This is a genomic window from Lacticaseibacillus absianus (assembly GCF_013407595.1).
Taxonomy (GTDB): domain Bacteria; phylum Bacillota; class Bacilli; order Lactobacillales; family Lactobacillaceae; genus Lacticaseibacillus; species Lacticaseibacillus absianus.
Genome location: NZ_JABEKX010000003.1, coordinates 91,340 through 113,836, shown reverse-complemented (window position 1 = coordinate 113,836; position 22,497 = coordinate 91,340). Strand labels below are relative to the sequence as shown.

The following is a 22,497-nucleotide window of genomic DNA, read 5'->3' as shown; positions in this document are numbered from 1 at the left end:
AGGGACTTGGCATTGGCGTCAAGCGCACGCTTAGCCTTGCGCCCGGCGCGCCTGCTTGGCCGCCTTGCGCTTGGCGCGGATACCGCGGAAGAAGTCCTGCAACAAGGCCGCCGCCGCGTCCGCCTGCACGCCGGGCACCACGCGGACCTGGTGGTTGAAGCGTGCGTCGCCCAGCAGATCCATCAGGGTGCCGGCGACCCCCGCCTTCGGGTCCGCGGCGCCGTAGTAGCACGTGCGCACGCGGCTGTTGATCATCGCCCCGGCGCACATCGGACATGGCTCCAGCGTGACGAACAGGTCGCAGTCTTCCAGGCGCCACGTGCGCAGGGTCATGCAGGCCTCCTGGATCGCCAGGATCTCGGCGTGCAGCGTCCCGTCTTGGGCGTGCTCGCGCAGGTTGTGCCCGCGCCCGACCACGACGCCATCGTGGACGATCACCGCACCGATCGGCACCTCGCCGATCCGCTGGGCGTCTCGCGCTTCTTCCAGCGCCAGTTGCATATATTGATCGATCTCGTGTGGTTCCAGGATCGTGGCCTCCATTCTTGGGTGAACTCTGCTACAATCAATGTAAGAAAACTTCGCAAGGCGGTGGCGTTATTGACTGCGATTTTACCATTACTTAAACAAGTGGTGCCGGTGCTGGCGGCCCCGCCGTTCCCCGAAAATGCACTGGTGGTGACGGTCGACGGCCAGACCGTTGGCCTCGACACCGAGGCGCTAACGCCGCGCGAGACCGCGCTGATCAAGGCGTTGTTGCCGCAAGCCCAGAGTCAACACCCCTGGGCCCGCTTCCTGCGTGGCGCAGGGCTGGCACCCAGCGATCAGCCAGTGCGACTGCTGCATTTCACCGTCGACCTGAGTGACACGCCCGCCACCCCAAGCGCGTGGCTCGAGGCGTTGACCAGCCTGTTTGCCGTCTCTGTGGCCGGCTTCTTCGACACCCCGAGCACCGGGACCCTCGTTGAGCCGGTGGGGCTGGTGCTGACTGACCCCGACACGCTGCAGGGCATCCTCGACACCCTCGACTCGGACTTCGACAGCCGCACCCGCCTGTTCATCGGGCACCCGTGGCCTGTCGACGCTCACCTGCCGGCCCTGGCCGCCGGCGAGCAGCGGCTGGCCGCGGGCACGCAGGCACGGCTGGCCACCGTTCAGCAAGTCGCCTTGCTCGCCAGCATCCGCCAGGCCCGCACCGGTGACCCGCTGCTACAGGCGCTGGCGGCGACCATCACCGCCGACCCCGACATCCTGCCGGTGATCAACGCGCTTTATCACGCGCAGGGCAACCTGACCGCCGCGGCCAAGGCGCTGTTCCTGCACCGCAACACCTTGCAGTACCGGTTGGAAAAATTCGAGGCGCAGACCGGCTTCAACCTGCGTCAGATGGACGACTTGGTGCTCTGCCACCTGTTGATCCAGCCCTGATCACCCACCAGATCACACGAAACAAGGCCATTCACCGGAAGCGTCGAACTTCCCGCGAATGGCCTTGTTAGTCTCGCCAACGCGCGTCACGACACGCATGCGGTCACGCGCCTTGGCTCACTTCGTCGCGCGCAGGATGTAGTAACCGTGCGCCTTGCGCACCACGGCCGCGTCGGCGAAGGTGGCCTTCATCAGCTTCAGCGCAGACGGCGCGCCTTGCTTCTTCTGCAGCACGGCATAGAGCTGCCCGCCCGGCTGGAGGTGGGCCGCCGCCCCGGCCAGGATCCCGGAGACGATCGCCTTGCCCGCACGGATCGGCGGGTTGGTCACGATCACCGCGAACGTGCCGTCGATCTGGTCGTAGACCGAAGACTCGAGGATCGTCACATTGGCGATCTCGTTCGCGTCTGCGTTGCGCTGAGCCAGTGCCAGCGCGCGCTCGTTCACGTCGCTCATCGTCACCGCCCGTTCAGGGAAGTGCTTGGCCAGCGCGAGGCCGATCGGCCCGTAACCGCAGCCGACATCCAGCACCGCGCCAGCCGGTAAGTCGGGCGCCGTGGCGACCGTATCGATCAGCACGCGACTCCCGTAGTCGATCGTGTGCTTGGAAAACACGCCGTTATCTGACGTGAACGTCAGCGTGTGGCCGGCCAGCTCGAAGCTGAAGCTGTGCTCGTCGTGCGCTAAGTCGGGATCGTTCGTGTAGTAATGAGTCATAGTGGCCTCTCTTTCTCCTCCGATTGTACCACGTCTGGTCAGCCCCGTGTGCCGTCGCGGGGCGATCGTGGGCGCGCCAAGGACCACCCGACCAATTTGGCATCGGGTGCGGCTGACCGCGCCGCCCCCTGCGGCAACTGGCGGTGCACCGATCCTGCGAATTGGTCGACCAGGCTCACGGCGGGTCACCCGCGCCAATTTGGCAATTGGTCGGGTGCCGCCGCCTGGCGGCGTAGCGGCACCCCCCACGCAACGCGCGGGTGGCGATGACGTGCAGGGCGCAACTCACCGTCCAGAATCGATCGGCGATCGCCAACAAGGGCCCTGACGCGACGACCAGCAGTCGTGACGTCAGGGCCCTATGGCGCGGTGATGCGCTACTTCTCCCGCGGCGTGCCGGCGAGCAGGTCGCCGAGGCGGCTAACTTTTTCGAGCCGCTTGCGCAAGAACGTGTCGTGCGGCTTGGTGCCGATCGGCGTGTTCACTAGCATCAAGATCTGGAGCAGGGTGAACAGCAGGCTCTGGCGCTTGCGGTAAGCGACGTACTTGGGCCGCCAGTCGGTCACGTACTTGTCCTTGTAAGACCGCAGCCCCTGAAACCCATAGAAGCGATAGCCATACTCGTAGACGAGGTGCGCCATCTTCTCTTCCAAGAAGGAGTAGTCGCTGGTGCCGACGTTGCTCAGCGGCGCCATGCCCATGTTGAAATACTGGTACCCATCGGCCTTAGCGCGCTCGAACAAGTTGATGAACACCGCGTCCATGATGCCGCTCGGCGCGTCGTCACTCGAGCGCATCAGGTCGATGCTGGTCGTCACGCCGGTCCCCATCGGCATCGCGGTGGCGAAGGACACGATCTTGCCGGCCTGGTCGCGGATCACGCCGATCGGGGCCTGGTCCAGGTAGTGCGGATCGAAGAAGCCGAGGCTGAAGCCTTTTTCCGGCCGGCCTTCCAGCCAACTGTCGGAGACCGCGCGCAGCTCAGCGAGCAGTGCCGGGCTGTGCGGCGGCTCCAGCCAGTCGAAGGCGTAGCCCTGCCGCTCGAACTTGTGCATCAGCGCGCGCTCCCCTTTGCGCCGGGTCCCGGCGAGGGTGAAGGTCGTCACGTCGACGGCGCCTTCCTCCCCGAACTTCATGAAGTCGAAGCCGTACTCGTGCAGGAGCATCGTCAGCTGCTCGGAGCACTCGTAGAAGACCAGTGAGAGGTCTTGCGTGTCCGCCGCCCGGACAAAATCCGCGATCGCCGCGCGCACCTGGGTCAGGTCGCCGATCGGATCGCCGAGGATGACCAGCTTATCCGTCTTTTTGCGGAACAAGAAGGCCACCCGGTCCTCCCCGTCGACCTGGAAGAAGCGCACCACCTTATCGCCAGCGTACGCGAGGTGCGAGACCTCATTGCCGCCGAAGCGCGCGATCAAGGCCTTGAACCGCGCCTCATCGACCGGTTGACCTAGCGGCGTCATCGGGTTGGCGAGGTAGCCATAGATGACCGCCAGCGTGACCGCGGCGACCAGCACCCCGACCATCGTCGTGAGCCACATGCGCTCGGACGGGAAGAAGAACACCTCAGGCACCGGGTTCCGGTGGTGCAACGCCGGTGCGTTGTAGAACAAGGCGATCGCGTAGAACAGCGCCGTGACGGCGAAGATCCCGCCATCGACCAGCCGCTGCCCCCACGGGAAGTCCATCCGCGCCCGCGTCAGCTCCTTGCGCGCCAGCACCGCTGCCAGCAGGATCACCGCGAGAAAAATGATAAACTTCAGGCTCACCTCCCGCCGCACCGACGCCCCAAGCGCCAGCACGAGCAACACCAGCGTTGGCCAGTACGCACGCCGGACGCGGTTGGCGATCCCGCGGGCGAACCCGAAGATGATGAACGCCATCATGATGTTCGTCACGCGGCTGAGGAACAGGAACGTCCACGGGTACAACCGCAGGTACAAGTGGTTGCGCAGCGCGACATCTGGTACGACCCCGCGCAGCAGCAACATGATCGCCGAGAAGTACATGAACACGACCAGCGCGATGTGCGCGGTGCGCCGCAGGACCTGCATCGGCAGCCCTTCCAGGCGCGCGTTGAGCTGACGGCCGGCGTCTTGGGCGAACAGCAAGGCCCCGATCACGAACGGCACGACATAGTAGAACAGCCGGTACAGCAGTAGCCAGACCACCCCGACGTTGTTGTTCACCCCGACCTGGCTGAGGCCGAACAGCATGAACACATCGAAGGACCCTAACCCGCCGGGCACCATCGAGATGACCCCCAAGACGTTCGCGACCAAGAACAGCGGCAGGACCTGTGTCAAGTTGACCGGCGCCTCGAGGAACCCGCCGATCAGCAGGAAGAATCCAGCGGCACCGCCCCATTCGAGGAACGAGCCGAGCGTCAGGCTGAGCTGGCGCCGCAGCGGCATGTCCGCGAAGAACGCCGCGTTGGTCACATGCGTCACGACCATCAGCACGGGAAAATACGCCGCGCCGCCGATCAGCCACAACCAGTAATCCGTGTACATCTGGCCGATCCCTAGCCCGAAAATCAGGCCCAAGGCGATCAGCGACCACAGCGACAGCCCGGCCAGCAGGAACAGCGCGATCTTCGCGATCGCCGCGAGCACCTGCTTGCTCGTCGCGTGCTCGTGGTAAAAATTCGCCCGCAGGCTCGCGCCGAGGAACCCGCCGAAGCCCGCGATATTCGTGAACGCGTTGACGATCCACCCAGACTTGACCACGTACCACGGTGAGTAGCTGCCCGGCAGCATCTTCGTGATCGTCCAATCATAATTCAGCATCGGCAGCACGGCGATACAACCGACCACCAGCATGATCGCCAGCGACAGCGGGCTTTGCGTCGCCAGGCTCGCACGCATCTGCGCCCCACTCAGCTCCTGGCCCACCCGGCCGAGCATGATGGCGACGAAGACCAGCACCGAGACGACGAACAAGACTTTGAGCAACGTCAGGTGCAGCTTGACCCAGTCGACTGCACGTTGGAATAATCGTTTCAAGTAGACTCCTCCTGTTTTGCACTCCACTTGTCATTATAGCGGAGTTGCCCGCATTTGAGGGCTAACGAAACTGTAAGTGGCCGAATTGAACCATTAGGTCACTACCCCGATCCATCAGCCGGCGTTCGCAGTGGGACCGACCACTGCTGCGCTGCTATCCGCGCTCGAACACCTCAACGGAGACGGCAAACGCCTCGTTGCCGGGCATGCGGCCGTGTGTCACCGTCTGGACCGTGAAGCCCAGCTGTTCGTACAGGTGGTGGGCCGGCGCATTGCCAACTAGGACTTCAATGCTGTGGATCGTGGGGAACGCTTCAAGCGCATGTGTCGCAAGGGCGCGCCCAACGCCTTGACGCATCACCGCGGGATCGACATACAGCCAAGCCAGCTCCGTATCGGTGCAGGCTGCGAACCCCAGGACTTGGCCCGCGCGCTCGGCGACGAACAGACCCGGATAATCGAATAAGCCCTCATTGATCGCCGCAATCTTGAGGGGCACGAAGGCGGCTGACAGCCCAGCCAGTTGCAGTTCGTGCCGGCGCGCCTGGTCGTGAATGCGCGCGACCGCTGGCCAGTCAGCCGGCACGTAGTCTCTGATCTCAATCATTTTACTCACCACTTTCCGTAATGATCTCCCGGTGACAGCAAAAAACCGCGGCGCGTTTTCCAACGAAAACGCGTCGCGGTCTCTACTGGACCGAGTGTCAAGTGAATTACTTGAGAGTCACGGTCGCGCCAACAGCTTCAAGCTGTTCCTTGATCTTGTTGGCTTCTTCTTCGTTAACGTCTTCCTTGACGTTAGCAGGGGCACCATCAACGAGGCCCTTAGCATCCTTCAGACCGAGGCCGGTGATGGCACGGACTTCCTTGATGACCTTAACCTTTTCCTGGCCAACTTCGGTCAGTTCAACGTTGAAGGAGTCCTTAGCTTCTTCAGCAGCACCTGCTGCTGCGCCGGCAGCTGCTACAGGAGCAGCTGCGGTTACGCCAAATTCTTCTTCGATTGCCTTAACGAGGTCGTTCAGTTCAAGAATGGAAGCTTCTTTGAGCTGGTCGACGATTGCTTGTGTGTCTAAAGCCATGATTGTTTCCTCCAATTTATATTGTATTTGAATATTAGGATGAACTCAGGCTGCATTAGGCAGCTGGTTCTTCGCTCTTGCTCTCGGCCACGGCCTTGACAGCGTAAGCGACGTTGCGAACGGGTGCTTGCAGAACGGACAACAGCATGGACAGCATGCCTTCGCGATCTGGAAGCTTGGACAGGGCAACAACTTCGTCGAGGCTTGCGACCTTGCCTTCGATGATCCCACCCTTGATCTCAAGCGCGTCGATCTTGTCGGCGTACTTGGCCATGATGCGAGCAGGTGCAACAACATCGTCGTTGGAGAATGCGATCGCTGTCGGGCCTGTGAATACAGCATCCAGGTCTTCGTAGCCATTCAGATCAGCAGCGCGACGGAGATACGTGTTCTTGATGACTTCCATCTTCACGCCGGCGTCACGAAGTTCCTTACGGAGTTCGGTGACTTGCGCAACGGTCAGACCACGGTAGTTCACGACCACGGCACTCTTGGCAGCCTTGAATTGCTCGGACAAGCCGGCAACGATCTCAGCCTTTTTTGCGATAATAGCTTCACTCATTTGGTTCACCTCCTGTTAGTTCGTTGAAGTTTTTCGCATAAAAAAACTCCATGTCCACCAAGACATAGAGGTATCTAGCGTTCCGATACCACCTCGGCAGGATGATTAAGGCTTGCGCCCCCTGAGTCTTAGGTAGAGTGAAATAATCACGAGAAGAAGGATACCATTACGGCCCGACTGGTGTCAAGGCGTCTGGGCAAAAAAGCGCTAGCGGCCGAATGCCGCTGGCGCTTGTGCCGCCCACAGGGGGCTGTCTGTCTTGCCAAGAACGGCGCAGCTCATCGGGCCACTCGCCTTGGGCCAGGGTCTAGCGCTTCTCCAACCGCAACAGTTGGCGCATCCGCGCCTTCATCGCGAGCGTGCGGTCAAGGTCGTCGATATCATTGGCCCGGTGGTTCAGACTTTCGAGCAGGTGCCGCAACCCCAGTGTGTCGCCGGTGGGCTCTGCTTCCACATACGCCTGCATCGCCTTGGTCACCGCCTGCCATTCGGCGGCCCGTGAAGCCGTGAGCTGGGCGATCTCGTCGTCCAGTCGTGCCAGTTCGTGTTTGATCATCCTGATCCCTCCCATGCGTCCCCACACGCGATTTGGGCCTATTATCGCACTGGTCATCGGGATTGGCTAGTGATACACTCGACCCAACGTACCGACGCTTGACGCCGGCCCCGGAGGTCAACCCGATGAACATCCGCCCCTACCGCCCAGAAGACCGCGACGCCTGGCTAGACGTGCGGGCTAAGGCCTACAGCCGCTCGCAGTTCAATGACCAGATCGGCGCCGAGCGCGAGCAATACCCCGAAGACGAGTTCGGCTACGCACAGGTGATCCAGCTGATCGCAGAAGTGAACGGCCAACTCGTCGGGCTGATCGACGCCGGCGTCTACACCGCCGAACGGTCCCAGTCTGACTTGTACGTCCAAGCCCCAGGCACCGGCAGCTATATCGAAATCTTCGCTGTCGATCCAGGCGCGCAACGCCAAGGCGTCGGCCGCGCGCTGTTGACGGCTTGCCTCGCCGCCTTACGCCAGGCCGGCGCCGATCACGTCGAGATCTTCACCCGCAGCGACCCGGCGGCGAACCACCTCTATCAGCGCCTTGGCGCGCGGGAGATCGCACATAACTGGCGCGTCTTAGGCAGCCGCAAAGACGCGGCCAGTCCGCGCTATCACTGGGCCCTCGATCACACGACCCAGGAACTCGCAGTCACCGCGACGACTGATGACCGCGTCTTGTTTCGCGCCGAACAACCGCAGTGGTTCACCGTCTTCACCGAAGCCGGCCTCGCTGCGTTTGATATCGAGACCCACTACCTCGAGCGGACCTACTTCCTGAGTCTGCACTGAACCAGACGGCATCCGCCAAGGCGTTGGCAAACAACGAAGCTGTGCCGTAACCGCTGGTGGCCCAACGATTCTAGAACGTGGCGTGCCCTCACGCAACGCCGGTGCTTCCATCCGGCGATGCCGAAGGTCGCAGTAAGTGCCAGTGCTTCCGTCCGGCGTTGCCGGACTCCGCAGTAAGTGCCTTTGCTTCCGTCTGGCAATGCCGAAGGCCGCAGTTCGGCATGCTAACGGATGTCTGCCTGTCACTCACTGCATTCGACCGGGCAGCGCAAGCCAGATAAGCAAGGCCCCAGCAAAACCCGAGTGCGGGTTTGACTGGGGCCTTGCTTATACACTGGGCTAAAACCGCGTGCTGGCACAGCCCTGTGGTGGCTCTAAACTTCGCCGTGCTCCCGTTGCTCGTGCTGCTCGCTCAAGGCGATCAGCGCAGACAGGCTCAGCGGCAGGGTGATCACGAGCACGATCAGCCCGATGATGACGCCCAGCGCGACTTGGATCAGCGTCGTCACGCCGCTTGGAATCAGCGCCGCGAAGGTCCCGGATAGGATCACCGCCGCAGAGAGCACGACGGCCCCGATGGCCGTGGCGGCCTTGTTCATGCGCAGGCTCAGCGCCGGCGTCTCCCGGTCATCGCGGTAGCGGATCATCAGGAAAATGCTGTAGTCGACGCCCAGCGCCATCAGCATGATGAAGGTGAAAAACGGCGTGTTCCAGCTCAACAGGGTCCGCCCGAGCAGAAGCGTCGAGAACCAGCGGGTCAGCCCCATGGCGGATGCATACGCCGCCAGCAGCGTGGCGAGGATCGTCAACGGCTGTAGCAGCGACTGCGTGACGACGATCAGCGCCAGCCCGATGCCGATCACCATGATCGTCGCGGTGCGCTCAAAGTCGCCCTTGGCCAAGCTGCGCAGGTCGTGATCCTGGGCGGTCTGCCCGCCGATCGCGACGGTCGTGCCCGCCAGCGCACCGTGCTTGAGCTGCGCCTTGAGGTCGCGGCTCAGGGTGGTGAACTGACGGTCGACCTCGGCGGAGTTGGGGTCGCCGGTGAACACGACCGTGAGCGTGGTGATCTTGCCCGCCGCCTTCAGGTAGGTGTCCAGCGCCGGCTTGAAGGCGGCGCTGTGGATCGAAGCGCTCGGCAAGTAGAACTGATCCCCCATGTAGGAATCGCGCAGGCCGCTCAGATACTGATCCATGGCACTGGAGCCCTTGGCGAGCGTCGTCAGCCCCTGCGTCGCCGCCCCCAGGCCGGTCTGAAGCGTCGTGAGTTTGGCCGCCATGCCTTGAAGCTGGGTGTTCATCTGCTGGACCGCCCCGTTGACCTGGGCGTTGGCCGTAGCGAGCTGGGCGGTGCCGCTGGTCAGCTGGCCAGACTGCCCGGTCAGCCGGCTGGCCCCGGCGCTCAGCTGGGCGGCCCCGGTCGCCAGCGCCTCATTCCCGCTCGCGAGCTTGGTCGCACCGCTGGCAAGCGCCTGCGTCCCGTCAACGAGCCGGCCGACCTGACTGGTCAGACCCGGGATCGCGGTGGTGAAGCCGCTGACTTTCGCGTTAAGCGTCGTCGCCCCATCGCTCAGCTGCGCGACGCTGGTCACCAGCGTCTGGATCGTGTCTGCCGTCAGCGCACCATGCGTGGCCGCGGCCAGCAGCGGCATCATGCCGCTGAGCTGGTCCGCGACGGTCCCGAGTTGTGCGACCGCGGTGTTCAGCTTGGTCATCTGCGTCGCCAACTCACCGGTCCCGCCTTGCAGGGTCTGCAGCTGGCTCGTGAGCGCCGGGAGCGCGCCGGTCATGGTCTGCACACTGGCGGCCATCGTCGCGGTGCCGTCCGCCAGTGTCGCCGAGCCGCTGGCGGCCTGCTGCGTCGCCTGTTGCAGCGACTGGGCCCCGGCCGCCGCGGTGGCGACCCCGGCGGTATACTGCTTGACCCCGCTGCTGAGCTTGCTGGTTTGACCAGCCAACTGGGCGGTGCCGTCCGCCAGCTGCTGCACCTGACTCAGACTACCGGTCAGGTCCGCGGCGGCCAGCTGCGTCGTCGCCCCATTCAGTCCGGCCTTGATCTGGGCCAATCCCGCCTGCGACTGCGCCAGGCCATCCGTGATGGTGGTCAGCTGCGCGCGCAGGTACATCGAGTCGATCTTGCTGCCGCCGGGTTCGGTGACACTGGCCACGGTCTTGACGCCGGGCTCACGCTGCAGGTAGCGGGTCAGGTCGTCGAGTGCCGCCAGCTTGGCCGGCGTATCCAGGCGTGTCTTGCTCTTGATGTAGATCGTCGCCGGGGCGCTCATGCCTTTGGAAAAATGCTTCTGGATCAGCACGTAGCCCGCCTTGCTCGGGTAATTATCAGGCACCTCATCGGCGTTGTTGAAGCTCTCATCCGCGCCCAGCGTCGCCACAAACGGCACCGCCAACGCGACGAGCGCGACCAACACCACCACCGGCCGCGCCAGCGCAGCCTTAGAGAGGCCATGCCACAGCCGCGAGCTCGACGCGCCGCTGGCCACCTTGCTCGGCCAGAACAGCTTCGGCCCAAGCGTCGCCATGAAGAACATGTTCAGTGTCAGCAGCACGGGCAACAGGACCAACACGCCGATCGCCACGGCCGATGCGCTTTGATAGAAGGAGAACTTCGCCAGCCAGAGCACGGAGAAGCCGATCAGCACCGACAGCCCGGAGTAGAGCACGGTGCGCCCGCCGCGCCGCCGCGTTTCGCGCATCGCGTCGACCGGACTCAGCCCAGCCGCCAGTGCCCCTTTGAACTCGTCGTACAGCAGGATGTTGTAATCCGTCCCGATGCCGAACAACACGACCACCAAGAAGACTTGGGTGAAGTTTGAGATCGGGAACCCGGCGTGCGCCGCTAAGTTCATCACCACGCTCAGGCTGGTGATGAAGGCCACGCCGACATTGAGCAGCGACACCAGCGGCGTGATCGGTGAGTGGAACACGAGGATCAGGACGACAAAAATGAACACGACGGCGATCAGTTCGGTCTTCTGGATTCCTTTTTCCGTCACGGTCGAGAATTCGTTGTTCAGCGCATCGACTCCGGTCACGTACGTCTTGAGCCCCGCCACGTGTAGCTGAGCCTCCAGCGCGCGCACTTGTGCGCTCACGGTCCCGCGCTTCTTCACCGTGATCTGCGCGAGCTGCGTGGTCTTGTCGCTCGCGATCAGCTGCTTTTTGGTCTCCGCGTTCGCGCTGGGGGCCAGCACGCTGGTGACCGTGAGCCGCTTGGTGTCGTGTAGCGCGTCCAGCGTCTTGGTCACCGCCCGCGATTGCTTGGCCGACAGCGCCGCATCGCCGTTGCTGAACACCGCGGTGTAAGTGCGGACCGCCTTGTTGCCATTAGCCTGCTTCTGCAGCCGCTCGGCCACCGTGCTCTGCGCCGTCGCTGGCAGGTGCACCGCCCCTTGCTCGCGCACTAAGGCGGAGACATTCGGCATCGCGATCAAGGCCGCGACCACGATCACCACCCAGGCGATCAAGGCCGGCCACTGTTGTTGCCGCATCCGTTTCACGTTAACACATCCCTTTTTATCAATCATCTATGGTTGGACAGTTGTCAAAACATAGTCTCGATGATAAAGTGGTCACGATGACCAGACAAGTGACAAGTCACCGCCGCCTGTTCAAGGTTAGACACATCCAGACGAATTGTCTAAGAAGGAGGCGTTTACATGAAATATGACCCGACCCAGAAGCAACCGCGCGGCATCGAACGGACCATGCACGCATTCGGCGACGCGATGTTCGCCAAGCTCGCCGAGAAGCCCTTCGAGAAGATCAGCGTCGGTGAGCTCTGCGCCCAAGCCGACTACCCGCGCGCCACGTTTTATAACTACTTCGATGACAAGTACGACCTCGTCGCCTTCTGCTGGTTCCAGCTCAGCCAGTACCTGCACCTGCCTGAAGTTCAGGCCCAGCCGAGCAACAGCTCGCTGCTCGAGCTCTTCGATCAAGCCTACGCGATCTTCGCCGAGCACCAACCGCTGCTGCTCGCGATCATCGAGCACAACCCGCTGGACAGCCAGCTGGCGACTAACTTCATCGCCCACTTCACCGGTGTCGTCGAGGCGCTGATCAAGGACCGGTTGCGCTTCACGCTGACCAAGACCCCGCCCGACCTGCTCGCCAAGCACTACAGCACCACGGTCCTTTTGATCCTCGAGTGGATCTTCCTCGGCCAGCACACCACCACCCTCGAGGAAGCCGAGCGCTACCTCACTGCCCTCCTGGCGCCACCGACCGGTGCCTAACGCCAACGGGACCCCAGCAACGCGGCTTTTGCCGCAGTGCTGAGGTCCCATTGGCGTCAAGTGACGAAGCGCGCGAGCGTGATGCCTGGACTGGCGGTGACGCGTGTGGTGCCCAGACTGTCACCAGTCGAGCGGGTGACGCAGACGCCGGCGCGGTCAGCCGCGTTAGCGCTTCTTCCCCTTCGGCTCCAGCTGCCTCTGGACTGCGCCGAGCACCAGGTCGGCGACGATCGCCATCAAGGCGGTCGGAAGCGCGCCGGCCAGGATGATTGCACCGCCGTTGGTCGCGTTGGTCCCGCGCACGATGATGTCACCCAGGCCGCCGGCGCCGACGAAGGCCCCGATGGCGGTGATCCCGATGGCGACGACCAGCGCGTTGCGGATCCCGGCCATGATGACCGACAGCGCCAACGGCAGCTCGACCATGGTCAGCCGCTGCCAGCTCGTCATCCCCATGCCCCGCGCCGCGTCGACGAGGTTCGCATCGACGCTGATCATGCCAGTGTACGTGTTCTTGACGATCGGCAGCAGTGAGTACAAGAAGACGGTGACGATCACCGTGTTCACGCCCAGGCCGAGGCCTAACATGATAATGGAGAGCATCGCCAGTGACGGGATGGTCTGGATCACATTGGCCGCGCCGATCACCACGCCGCTCAGGTTGCGGCGCCGCGCGATCAGCAGGCCGACCGGGATGCCGATCACAGCCGCCAGCAGTACGCCGTAGACCGAGATCAGGAAGTGCCGAGAGAATTGGCTCAGCACGTATGCGCCGTTATGGCTCAGGTAGTACCAGAACTGTTGCCACGTGTTCATGTCAGCCATTGTCATTCTCCCCTCTGAAGTAATCGTGCGCCTGCAGGAACTGCCGCGCCACCACCGCTGGCTCGAGCAGGCGGTCATCGACCTGATAGTTGAGCTGCTGCATCGTCTTCAAGTCGATCTTGCCGTCCAGCCGGTGGAGCACCGCTGCCAGCTTCGGGTAGCGCGCGAGCAGGCGGTCGTTGACCACCATCGACGCGTCGTATGGCGGGAAAAACTGCTTATCGTCTTGCAGCACCGTCAGATCATAACTGCGGATCCGCCCGTCTGTCGAGTAGCCCAGCACGGTCTGCATTTTGCCCGCCTCGACCGCATCGTACACCAGCCCGATCTGCATCGGGTAGACGCGCTTGAAGTCGAAGCCATAGGCGGTGACAAAATCCGCGTAGCCATCCCCCTTGCGGCTCATCCACGAGCTGTCGACCCCCGCGTTCATCGTGGTGGCGACTTGCTTCAAGTCGCTGATGGTCCGGACGTTGTGGGCTTTGGCGAAGGCCTTGGTCACCATGAAGGCGTATGTGTCTGCGAATCCGTAGGTCGGGAACCACGTCTGCTGGTATTTTTGCTTGAAGGCCCGCTTAACGATGCGGCCGGCCTTGGCCGGGTCTTTTTCCACCGGCAGGCCCAACGTCCCAGTCAGGTCCGTACCCGTGTAGCGGGTGGCGGCGATGTCGGCATCGCCGCGCAAGAGGGCCTGGTGCACCACCGTGGTCGATCCGAGGTTGGCGACCAGTTCTGTCTTCAGGTCCAGTTCGTGTTCGATCAGCGCCGCCACCATGTTTGCCATGATGCTGGACTCCGTCGAGCTCTGCGCCGCGATCCGAATACTGCCGGTGCCGGTGCCGGATAAGCCGGGCAGGCCACAGCCCGCAAGGCTCAGCAGGGGCAACAGCACGATCACGAGAAGCGTCCATGCGCGATGTCTCATGCCGCACGCCCCCCTTCACGGTCGGTCACTGGCGTCAGTCGGCGCTCTAGGCGCCCGAGCAGCCAGTCGATCACAAGCGCTAGCAACGTGACCGGGATCGTCCCGCCGATGATCAGATCCGGCTGGAACAGGTTCAACCCGTTGAAGATCAGGTCACCCAGGCCACCGGCCCCGATGTACGACGCCAGCGTCGCCCACGCGATCACGTAGACAGCGCTCAGGCGGATGCCCGCCATGATCACCGGCATCGCCATCGGCAGCTCAACGCGCCAGATCGACTGCATCGGGGTCATCCCCATGCCCTTGGCCGCGTCGGTCAAGACCGGGTCGACGCCTTCCATCCCGATGTAAGTGTTGCGCAGGATCGGCAGCAGCGAGTAGATGAACAAGGCGACGATCGCCGGCAGCTTGCCGATCCCAAACAGCGGGATCATCAGCGCCAACAGCGCGAGGCTCGGCACCGTCTGCAGCATGCTGGCCAGGCCGATGACGACCTTGGCCGTGCGGGGGAACCGCGTCAAGGCGATCCCCAGCGGGACGGCGACGATCACCCCGAGCCCCATCGCGATCGCCGAGATATACAGTTGCTCCCAGGTCTTGACCAGCAGCTCTGGCCCGTGTTGACTCAAGAAGTCGCCCATGGGCTACACCTCCTTGGTCGTCGGCGCGGCCGCTGCCGCTTCGGTCGTGGGCTCAGGCGCCGCGTCTGCCTGGTCCTTATCTGTCTCGCCCCAGATCGTGTCGTAGATCAGATCGACCAGCGCCGCGCGCGTCACGATGCCGCGCAACTTGTTATCAGAGTCGACCACCGGCACATATTTGAGCCCGCGCTTCAAGATCCGGTCTACCGTGTCGCGCAGCAATGCGGACTCGTGAACGTAGAAGATCTTGGTGTTCAGGATATCCGAGACCGAGGTACTACGCCGGTAGTTGTTATCCAGCGACTCGATGTCGATATAGCCCTTCAGGTGGCCGTCGTCGTCGGTCACCAGCAGGGTGTCGACGCGCCGCTTGCGCATCAAGGCGATCGCCTCTTGCAGCGAGCGGCCCGGGGTGATCGAGACGGGGTCCTTGAGCATGATCGCGCCGACGGTCGTGATGTCGGCTTGCGCCTGCACGAGCCGGTCCTCCCCGATCAGGTCGCGGACGAACTGCGTCGCCGGGTGGCGGAGCAGCTCGGCCGGGCTGGCCGTCTGAATGATGTGGCCACCGTCCATCACGACGATCTTGGTCGCAAGCTTCAGCGCCTCATCCATGTCGTGGGTGACGAAGACAACCGTTTTACCCAGCTTTTCCTGCAAAGACTTGACTAGCTCCTGCAGGCTCTCACGGGTGATCGGGTCCAGTGCCCCGAACGGCTCGTCCATCAGGATCAGGTCCTGATTGGCCGCCAGCGCGCGGATCACCCCGATGCGCTGCTGCTGGCCGCCGGAAAGCTCGGCCGGGTAGCGGTCGAGGAAGTCTTCCGGCAACTCGACCAGCTTGATCAGCGCCTCGGCCTTCTCGCGCCGCTTCTCCTCCGGCCACTTCAGGAGCTTGGGCACAAGGGTGATATTCTCGTAGATCGTCATGTGGGGCATCAGGCCGATGTTCTGGATCACGTAGCCGATCTTGCGCCGCAGCTGCACGGCGTCATAGGAATGGATATCCTTGCCGTTGAAGCGCAGCGTGCCGCCAGTCGGCTCAAGCATGCGGTTGATCATGCGCATCGTGGTGGTCTTGCCCGAGCCACTGGTGCCGATCAAACACACGAATTCGCCGCGGTCGATCGTGAGCGTGATGTGTTCTACCGCGACATTGCCACCGCGGTAGACCTTGTTGATGTCGTCGAATTCGACGATCGGTTCTGTCGTTGTCATGGGCATCCTCCTCCAGTTGCGTGATGAGTTCCAGTGTATTATAACACAACTGGATTTTGGTCGATCAAAATCCCGGTCAGACACGGCTCGCGAGCCGAATAATATTCGGCAATTCAACAATTTGGTTCGGCCACCGCGGCACGAATCAGGCGCTGATCGCGCAAATCCCGGTCACCGGGCCTGAACCGCGGTAGCGCCCGAGGCATAGCGGGTGATCTGTTCCTCCCAAGAATAGCACAGACCAGAGTTTCCGCAGGCGTGCCGGCCGGCGCCGGCTCGCCCGAACGTTCGGCGAGGGCCGATCAACTTGGGGCCCAAAAAAATTTCTGTGCGACCTAAAAAAACGCCGGAACAAGGGTTGGCCTTGGTCCCGACGCCTGTCAGTCATTCAGCCCTGCCCCCGGCCGAAGTAATACTTATCCATTGCGGTGTTGAGCGTCGTGACCAGACGCCACGGCCAGTTCTCCGCCCCGCTGGTCAGGGTCAGCAGCTGATCCTCGAGGCGCTGCCATTCACCTGGCGCGTCGTCGTTCATCGCCACCGCGCGTTCAACGGATCGGCAGTAGGTCTGGAGGATCGGCCACAAGAGCTCGTCGCTGCCCAAGTTCGCCGGCAGGTGTAGGCGTCTGATCGCCTGGGTAACCGAGCGGACCGCCGCCGGGTCTTGCGTCTTGAAGGCTACGACGAGGATCGCCTCCCACAGTTGTAGGCTTGAGCTAAAGTTTAACTCAAAGAAGCCGAACTGCCCCCGCGGCATGGCGCGGATCAGCTTCTTCATCACCCGGTGGGCCGTCGCCAGATCCGCGTACTCAAGCTCGAACTCCAGGGTGTAGTAATCCATCGAATGCCACTCATCGAAGGTCAGCAACAGCGCGAGGGTGCGCGCCGCATACGGTTGCGCCCCCGCGTCGCCGTCAGTGATCTCACCGCACGTTCGCATCATCACCAGCCAGACCATATGGAAAAACGGGTTCCCGGTCTCTGCCGCAAGGGCCTGGGTCTTGGCGAGGTCGGTCTGCACCGATTCGGGGATCACCTTGGTCGACTCAGCCGCGAGGATCTCCGGGAACACGCGGCGGTCCAGATCCGGCCAGACCGGATACTCCTCAACGATCAGGAGTTCCCACAGCTCGACGTGGAGGCAATCCAGCGCCCGGCAAAGCTCATCGATCCGCGGTTCAGCGTCCGCCGCACAGAACCGGCGGTACACCGTCCGTGAGAACCCGGTCAACGCACACAGATCTTTGATGCTGACGTGCCGCGCCTGCCGGAGCCGGTCGAAGCGTGCCCCGATCCCCCCGTCGCCAACATCAGGGTCAGGCCACGGCGCCAGCGTCCGGCGGGGGCGCCGGTCGTGATGGTAAGGGGCCCCGGTGACCAGTAGCTGCTTGACCCGCTTGAGACGGCCAGTCAGCCGGACCGGCTGCGCCCCGGCAAGCGCCGTCAGCGTCGCGAGGACCGGGTCGACGACGGCAGTGATCGCGGTCACCGGCGTCGTCGCCGCCTCGAAGCACGGGATCAGCTGCTCACTGAGCGCGTACCACACGTGGGTATCGATCCCATACCTGGCGGACCGTCGCCCCCCGGCGCTCACCCATTGTAGCGCTTGGCGCACATTCTCGCTGATCGCCGTCTTCGCCGCCGCCTGGATGTAGCCCATCGCTAGCGGCTCGTACCAGTAAGAGAACCGAAACGCCCCCTTGCCCTTGTCTTTGGGGTAGGCCAAGTACCGTGCCATACAATGCGAGATCACCGGCCAGCTCAAGAACGGCTCGAGGACTAAGAAGCACTGGATCTCAAAGCTCGCCCAGAAGTGCCGCGCCTGGAGCTGCGTGGCCACAGCCGTCGCGATCGTCTGCTGCTCATCGGGGTCTGTCGTGCATCGCAGATCGAGCAGCGCCAACAGGAGCTGAAAGTCGCTTTGGTGCGTTCGCTGCCCCAGGGTGGTCAGCTCGGCCCGCAGCGCAGCTGGCTCAAGCACCTGCACATCCTCGCGCAGGTGCTTGAGCACCCTGTTTTGTGCCGTCGTGAGCGGGAAGTAGTTGGCCTGCATCAGCGCCTCGAGCCCGGCACCGGGCAGCACATACAAGTAGCTACACCAGCGGCAGAACTCCGTGACGGTGGGGCTAGCCTCCCCTCGCCGGATCCGCTGGTAGGTCGTCTCCGAGAAGCCGACGAAGTCGCAGACCTGCTTCACCGTGATGTGGTGGTTCACGCGCACTTCGTCAAAGTACGCTTGGTATTGCGGGCGTTCAGTCATTGCAAGTATCCCTTCATGACGGGGGTGACCCCAGCGCGCCGGGGGCCGTCCGCCCCCAAAGGCGCCAAACAAAAAAGCAGCCTCTCGTAAGAGGCTGCTTCGTCAGACAACTTAGAATGCCGTTGCATCCGTCTTGACCCCAGGGCCAAAGGTGGAGGTCACGGTCAGACTCTTGATGTACTGACCCTTCGCCGCAGCTGGGCGCGCCTTCAAGATCACATCGTTGATGGTCTTGAAGTTCTCGATCAGCTTCTGGTCGTCGAAGGAGACCTTGCCGATCGGGGCGTGCACGATCCCGGCCTTGTCGGCACGGTAAGCCACTTGACCAGCCTTGATGTCGTTGATCGCCTTGGTCACGTCCATCGTCACGGTCCCGGTCTTCGGGTTAGGCATCAAGCCTTTAGGGCCGAGGACACGGCCGAGACGGCCGACCTTGGCCATCATCGGTGGCGTTGCGACCGCAACGTCAAAGTCCAACCAGCCGTCCTGGATCTTCTGAACCAGGTCGTCGCCACCGACAACGTCGGCGCCGGCTTCTTCCGCCTGCTTAGCCTGTGGGCCTTCGGCGAAGACAACGACGCGGCTGGTCTTACCAGTCCCGTTAGGCAGCACAACGGCGCCACGGATCTGCTGGTCAGCCTGCTTCACGTCAATGTTCAAGTTGTAGGCAACTTCGACCGTTGCATCGAACTTGGCAAAGTCGATCTTCTTGACCAAAGCGACCGCCTCTTCAGGGGTGTAGGTCTTGTTGGCATCAACTTGCTTTGCTGCTTCGATATACTTCTTTGCTTTCTTAGCCATTCTGGATTTTCCTCCTTGCAAATGTGGTCAGCGGGCCGGAGCCCTTCCACTTGATTCATTCAGTTTTCACTGATGATCCGGACTTGCGCTTAGCCTTCGACAACGAAGCCCATGGAGCGAGCAGTCCCTTCAACCATGCGCATAGCAGCTTCTACGTCTGCAGCGTTAAGGTCTTGCATCTTCGTCTCAGCGATCTGACGAACTTGATCCTTGGTCACGGTTGCGACCTTCTTCGTGTTCGGTTCGCCTGAGCCGTGTTCGACACCAGCAGCCTTCTTCAGCAAGATAGCAGCCGGCGGGGTCTTGGTCACGAAGTCGAATGAACGATCTTCGTACACGGTGATCACAACAGGGATGATCATGCCGGCCTGGTCTGCAGTCCGTGCATTGAAGTCCTTGGTGAAGCCCATGATGTTGATCCCGGCCTGCCCAAGAGCAGGACCTACCGGAGGAGCTGGAGTTGCCTTCCCCGCAGGGATCTGGAGTTTAACGATGTTTGCTACTTTTTTAGCCACGAAACATAACCTCCTTAGTCCGTGATGTGGTGATGATGGCCAAGCGTATTTTGGCCTCCCACGCGTATGTGTGAACATACTGGTCTAAATTAGCATGAATCACGCGGATTTGCAAGCCACAATCGTCGTGGTGTGTTATCCTATAATTCCCATTATATAGAAAATCGAGGTAACCCTATGACGCCCCCATTGCCACACCGCTGGCGCCGCAACTTCAACCTGTTTCTCACCGGTCAATTCCTGTCCGGCATCACCAGTCTCGTGGTGCAGTACGCGATCATCTGGTACCTGACCAAGCAGACCGGCAGTGCGACCATCCTCAGCGTCGCGACCCTGCTGGGCATGCTGCCGACCGTACTGCTGTCCCCGTTCGTCGGCCCGATCATCGACCGGGTGAATAAGAAGGCCCTGCTGATCATCACCGATGCGATCGTCGCCGCCTTCGCGCTTGTTCTGTCGGTCGCCGGCACCATGGCGGAACACTTCCCGCTGTGGCTGGTGTTCGTCTCCCTGTTCATGCGCGCCTTAGCGCAGACTTTCCAGCAGCCGACCATCCAGTCGCTCGTGCCGACCATGGTGCCGGAAGCCGAACTGACCCGCGTCAACGGCCAGCTGGGCATCGTGCAATCCGCGAACTTCATCGTCGCCCCGGCACTGGGCGCCTTCTTGTTCAGCGTCGTGCCGATGAACCTGTTGATCCTGCTGGACGTTCTCGGCGCCTTGCTCGGCACGGCGATGTTGCTGATGGTCACCATTCCGCGCAGCCCGGCGATCGGCGAGGCCGTGCATTTTCTGACCGACGCCCGCTTCGGGCTACACCTGCTCCGGGCTCGGCAGGGGCTCTGGCGCATCACCCTGATCGGAGCGCTGTTCACCCTGCTCTTCATGCCGGCGGCGAGCCTCTATCCGCTGATGACCATGGACCATTTTCAAGGCACCGTCGGGCAAGCGGGGCTGATCGAGGTGATCTACTCTGTCGGCATGCTGGCCGGTGGCGTGATCATCGGCACCCTCGGGCAGTGGCGTGACCGTATGCGCCCGATCCTGCTCGCCTACCTTGTGATCGGGGTCACCATCGGCATCAGCGGGGTGCTGCCCGGCAACCAGACCGGTTTCTGGTGGTTCGTCGGCCTCAACGCGCTGGCCGGCCTCGCCACCCCGTTCTTCAACACCCTGCTGATGGCGATGATCCAGCAGAGCTTCGAGCCCGCGCACCTCGGCCGCGTGCTCGGCATCACCAACGCCCTGATGAGCATCACTGGTCCCGTCGGCCTGATCTTCGCCGGCCCGCTGGCAGACGTGATCGGGGTCGCCAACCTCTTCGTGATCGCCGGCGTCGGCACGCTGGTCTGCGGCCTCCTGAACTGGCTGATCCCAAGCGCCCGGCAGTACGATCAGGCGCTGCAGGGGGAGACAACAACGGGACAACGATCACGTTAATTACACTGAGCAGTGCAATGCATTTACGGTGTATAATGACGATGGAATATACTAGCTTAATCCCATTGTCGGAGGCTCGATTTTTATGTGTAAACACTTACCCCCTCATACCCTCACCCGTTTAATCTTCCTCATCGTTTCGTGTTCAACTGTTGCAATCAGTCTATCCGCATGCCATAACAAGCCTACTCAGGACACCCTTTCGGTCCGCTGGGCCGACAAAAGGGGTTACCTCTGGAAAGTTTCGGGTCACGCTTCGACCGATACCGTTTACTGGCAGATCCCTGGCGAATCAATTCAAAGCGTAGACACACGCAAAAACACCTTTTCTATCTCAGATATTCCTCGGTTCCACAAAGACTACAAAATCAAGATTTCAACGCATGACACGATGGTGCCTGCAAAAACAATGACTGTCCGCGGGGTTGAGTTGCTACACGGCGGTTACTTGGAATTCGGTCCCCATTATTCCCTCTGGCGCAACTCTGGGGCACTAGACACTGATCTATCTTCTGCCATGAACATTTCAGACGGCGGTGACAATGATAGTCATCAGATGCCCCACCTGACTAAGGGAATCAACACCTACACAGATCGCGGCTTGACCTTAAAAGTCGTCGTTCAAGATGACATCGCCGGCGTAATCCTCTCCGTTAAGCGCGTCAACGTAACTGGTGACATCGGCCTTAGGCTCCACGATACAGCAACCGCGGCAATTTGTGCGGCGGGCAACTTCACCCCTGCCATCGTGACACCTCATCTAGCCGATTTGATCGAATCAGCTTTGGCAAATGTGCACCACCTCCAATGGTATAATATTCCTACTGGCGGGGGGCGGATCACCGCTTTAGCAGAGGATGACGACTTAACGATTGCCTTCTACAGCGGTAGCGTTCGCACTGCACAACCAGCCGAAACAAATGCAGGAAGCGCCGATCGCAAAGCGATTCGCTTTATCGAAGGCCATTGGGTCGGCACTGCCGGTGAAATGTGGATCGGCCATGACGCACAGATCAAAGCTAAGTTTGTGGGCGAAGACACCTACTCGACGGGTTATATCCCGCTTGAAGCGCCAGCTCAAACGGCGGCTACTGACGATGTCGAAGCTGATTTCACCGGACTTTGGTCAATGCGTTTTTCGATTCTCGGACACCCTTCCGCGACCCCTCAAGGCCCCAGCAATCTCTTTTACAAAAAAACGCCGGGTAGCAAAACTGGTTTTATTGTCTTCGATGGCGTGGGGAATGCAAACTTCAAAAAAGATTTCAACATGCACCGCCAAGAGGATTGGGATCCCAAGAATCCAATTCCGTCTGACTGAGTCGACTTGCCATATGGGACATATCTAACCAAAGAGGTTAAGCCACCATTAACGGCCCAAGAATGAGTCACGACCATTCCAGAATAGGACGCGCCATAAAGCGAGGCCCCTTACTTCCGTTCGGCGATGCCGAACGCCGCAGTGAGGCATTCTAACG

The 22,497-nt window shown here is 61.8% G+C and carries 20 protein-coding genes and 1 other annotated feature; of the genes, 5 read left to right on the top strand and 15 right to left on the bottom strand.

All coding sequences use genetic code 11. The features are described from left to right. Positions 1–30 precede the first annotated feature (30 nt). Positions 31–543, bottom strand: a complete 513-nt coding sequence (tadA, locus tag HII33_RS11180; protein ID WP_425483993.1) for a tRNA adenosine(34) deaminase TadA — start codon at positions 541–543, stop codon at positions 31–33. Between the two features lie 57 nt (positions 544–600). Here tadA and HII33_RS11175 point away from each other — a divergent pair, with 57 nt between their 5' ends. Continuing rightward, positions 601–1,428, top strand: coding sequence for a PucR family transcriptional regulator (locus HII33_RS11175; protein WP_179395893.1), 828 nt, complete (start codon positions 601–603; stop codon positions 1,426–1,428). A 117-nt stretch (positions 1,429–1,545) separates the two neighbouring features. Here HII33_RS11175 and HII33_RS11170 read toward each other — a convergent pair whose 3' ends face one another. The 6 genes from HII33_RS11170 to HII33_RS11145 form a co-directional block, all read right to left on the bottom strand. Next, positions 1,546–2,145, bottom strand: coding sequence for a class I SAM-dependent methyltransferase (locus tag HII33_RS11170; RefSeq protein ID WP_179395892.1), 600 nt, complete (start codon positions 2,143–2,145; stop codon positions 1,546–1,548). Positions 2,146–2,522: 377 nt separating this feature from the next. Continuing rightward, entirely contained in the window at positions 2,523–5,150 is a 2,628-nt protein-coding gene (mprF, locus tag HII33_RS11165) for a bifunctional lysylphosphatidylglycerol flippase/synthetase MprF (protein WP_179395891.1), read from the bottom strand. Positions 5,151–5,304: 154 nt separating this feature from the next. Beyond that, on the bottom strand, positions 5,305–5,757 hold the full coding sequence (locus HII33_RS11160) for a GNAT family N-acetyltransferase (RefSeq protein WP_179395890.1): 453 nt from the start codon (positions 5,755–5,757) through the stop codon (positions 5,305–5,307). Between the two features lie 106 nt (positions 5,758–5,863). Then, positions 5,864–6,232, bottom strand: coding sequence for a 50S ribosomal protein L7/L12 (gene rplL / locus HII33_RS11155; protein ID WP_179395889.1), 369 nt, complete (start codon positions 6,230–6,232; stop codon positions 5,864–5,866). A 55-nt stretch (positions 6,233–6,287) separates the two neighbouring features. Then, positions 6,288–6,794, bottom strand: a complete 507-nt coding sequence (rplJ, locus tag HII33_RS11150; protein WP_179395888.1) for a 50S ribosomal protein L10 — start codon at positions 6,792–6,794, stop codon at positions 6,288–6,290. A 31-nt stretch (positions 6,795–6,825) separates the two neighbouring features. Beyond that, positions 6,826–6,945, bottom strand: a sequence feature (ribosomal protein L10 leader region). A 156-nt stretch (positions 6,946–7,101) separates the two neighbouring features. Beyond that, positions 7,102–7,350, bottom strand: a complete 249-nt coding sequence (locus tag HII33_RS11145) for a hypothetical protein (RefSeq protein ID WP_179395887.1) — start codon at positions 7,348–7,350, stop codon at positions 7,102–7,104. Positions 7,351–7,475: 125 nt separating this feature from the next. On the opposite strand from HII33_RS11145, the gene HII33_RS11140 reads away from it, so the two are divergent. After that, complete coding sequence (locus tag HII33_RS11140; protein ID WP_179395886.1) at positions 7,476–8,138, top strand: GNAT family N-acetyltransferase; 663 nt, start codon at positions 7,476–7,478, stop codon at positions 8,136–8,138. 374 nt (positions 8,139–8,512) lie between these two features. Here HII33_RS11140 and HII33_RS11135 read toward each other — a convergent pair whose 3' ends face one another. Continuing rightward, a complete protein-coding gene (locus HII33_RS11135) occupies positions 8,513–11,647 on the bottom strand; it encodes an MMPL family transporter (RefSeq protein ID WP_246287450.1) in 3,135 nt (1,044 codons plus the stop codon). A 168-nt stretch (positions 11,648–11,815) separates the two neighbouring features. On the opposite strand from HII33_RS11135, the gene HII33_RS11130 reads away from it, so the two are divergent. Beyond that, positions 11,816–12,394: a TetR/AcrR family transcriptional regulator gene (locus tag HII33_RS11130; protein WP_179395885.1), complete on the top strand. Its 579-nt coding sequence runs from the start codon at positions 11,816–11,818 to the stop codon at positions 12,392–12,394. A 165-nt stretch (positions 12,395–12,559) separates the two neighbouring features. Here HII33_RS11130 and HII33_RS11125 read toward each other — a convergent pair whose 3' ends face one another. The 7 genes from HII33_RS11125 to rplK all read right to left on the bottom strand — a co-directional run bounded on the left by HII33_RS11125 (position 12,560) and on the right by rplK (position 19,579). Beyond that, positions 12,560–13,219, bottom strand: coding sequence for an ABC transporter permease (locus HII33_RS11125; RefSeq protein ID WP_179395884.1), 660 nt, complete (start codon positions 13,217–13,219; stop codon positions 12,560–12,562). Next, positions 13,212–14,144, bottom strand: coding sequence for an osmoprotectant ABC transporter substrate-binding protein (locus tag HII33_RS11120; RefSeq protein WP_179395883.1), 933 nt, complete (start codon positions 14,142–14,144; stop codon positions 13,212–13,214). Before HII33_RS11120 ends, HII33_RS11125 begins: the two co-directional genes overlap by 8 nt. After that, positions 14,141–14,785 (bottom strand): ABC transporter permease, encoded by a 645-nt coding sequence (locus tag HII33_RS11115; protein WP_179395882.1) that lies wholly within the window; start codon positions 14,783–14,785, stop codon positions 14,141–14,143. The genes HII33_RS11120 and HII33_RS11115 overlap by 4 nt, the downstream gene beginning before the upstream one ends. 3 nt (positions 14,786–14,788) lie before the next feature. Further along, positions 14,789–16,003 (bottom strand): betaine/proline/choline family ABC transporter ATP-binding protein, encoded by a 1,215-nt coding sequence (locus HII33_RS11110; protein ID WP_179395881.1) that lies wholly within the window; start codon positions 16,001–16,003, stop codon positions 14,789–14,791. 388 nt (positions 16,004–16,391) lie between these two features. Next, the gene (locus HII33_RS11105; protein WP_179395880.1) at positions 16,392–18,263 is read right to left on the bottom strand and encodes a helix-turn-helix domain-containing protein; all 1,872 of its coding nucleotides are present in this window, start codon (positions 18,261–18,263) and stop codon (positions 16,392–16,394) included. A 111-nt stretch (positions 18,264–18,374) separates the two neighbouring features. Then, complete coding sequence (gene rplA, locus HII33_RS11100) at positions 18,375–19,064, bottom strand: 50S ribosomal protein L1 (RefSeq protein ID WP_179395879.1); 690 nt, start codon at positions 19,062–19,064, stop codon at positions 18,375–18,377. Between the two features lie 89 nt (positions 19,065–19,153). Continuing rightward, positions 19,154–19,579 carry a 50S ribosomal protein L11 gene (gene rplK / locus HII33_RS11095; protein ID WP_179395878.1) on the bottom strand — a complete coding sequence of 142 codons (426 nt, stop codon included), beginning with the start codon at positions 19,577–19,579 and terminating at the stop codon, positions 19,154–19,156. A 177-nt stretch (positions 19,580–19,756) separates the two neighbouring features. Between rplK and HII33_RS11090 the strand changes: the two genes are divergently transcribed. Then, positions 19,757–21,019 (top strand): MFS transporter, encoded by a 1,263-nt coding sequence (locus tag HII33_RS11090; RefSeq protein ID WP_179395877.1) that lies wholly within the window; start codon positions 19,757–19,759, stop codon positions 21,017–21,019. An 85-nt stretch (positions 21,020–21,104) separates the two neighbouring features. Next, a complete protein-coding gene (locus HII33_RS11085; protein WP_179395876.1) occupies positions 21,105–22,340 on the top strand; it encodes a hypothetical protein in 1,236 nt (411 codons plus the stop codon). The last annotated feature ends 157 nt before the right edge of the window (positions 22,341–22,497 follow it).

Coding starts and splice junctions, on each gene's coding strand:
- HII33_RS11105 (WP_179395880.1), bottom strand. CDS start 18,263: ATGACTGAACGCCCGCAATACCAAGCGTACTTTGACGAAGTGCGCGTG.
- HII33_RS11130 (WP_179395885.1), top strand. CDS start 11,816: ATGAAATATGACCCGACCCAGAAGCAACCGCGCGGCATCGAACGGACC.
- HII33_RS11120 (WP_179395883.1), bottom strand. CDS start 14,144: ATGAGACATCGCGCATGGACGCTTCTCGTGATCGTGCTGTTGCCCCTG.
- HII33_RS11085 (WP_179395876.1), top strand. CDS start 21,105: ATGTGTAAACACTTACCCCCTCATACCCTCACCCGTTTAATCTTCCTC.
- rplL (WP_179395889.1), bottom strand. CDS start 6,232: ATGGCTTTAGACACACAAGCAATCGTCGACCAGCTCAAAGAAGCTTCC.
- rplA (WP_179395879.1), bottom strand. CDS start 19,064: ATGGCTAAGAAAGCAAAGAAGTATATCGAAGCAGCAAAGCAAGTTGAT.
- HII33_RS11145 (WP_179395887.1), bottom strand. CDS start 7,350: ATGATCAAACACGAACTGGCACGACTGGACGACGAGATCGCCCAGCTC.
- HII33_RS11090 (WP_179395877.1), top strand. CDS start 19,757: ATGACGCCCCCATTGCCACACCGCTGGCGCCGCAACTTCAACCTGTTT.
- HII33_RS11125 (WP_179395884.1), bottom strand. CDS start 13,219: ATGGCTGACATGAACACGTGGCAACAGTTCTGGTACTACCTGAGCCAT.
- rplJ (WP_179395888.1), bottom strand. CDS start 6,794: ATGAGTGAAGCTATTATCGCAAAAAAGGCTGAGATCGTTGCCGGCTTG.
- HII33_RS11135 (WP_246287450.1), bottom strand. CDS start 11,647: ATGCGGCAACAACAGTGGCCGGCCTTGATCGCCTGGGTGGTGATCGTG.
- HII33_RS11140 (WP_179395886.1), top strand. CDS start 7,476: ATGAACATCCGCCCCTACCGCCCAGAAGACCGCGACGCCTGGCTAGAC.
- tadA (WP_425483993.1), bottom strand. CDS start 543: ATGGAGGCCACGATCCTGGAACCACACGAGATCGATCAATATATGCAA.
- HII33_RS11115 (WP_179395882.1), bottom strand. CDS start 14,785: ATGGGCGACTTCTTGAGTCAACACGGGCCAGAGCTGCTGGTCAAGACC.
- HII33_RS11170 (WP_179395892.1), bottom strand. CDS start 2,145: ATGACTCATTACTACACGAACGATCCCGACTTAGCGCACGACGAGCAC.
- HII33_RS11160 (WP_179395890.1), bottom strand. CDS start 5,757: ATGATTGAGATCAGAGACTACGTGCCGGCTGACTGGCCAGCGGTCGCG.
- HII33_RS11110 (WP_179395881.1), bottom strand. CDS start 16,003: ATGACAACGACAGAACCGATCGTCGAATTCGACGACATCAACAAGGTC.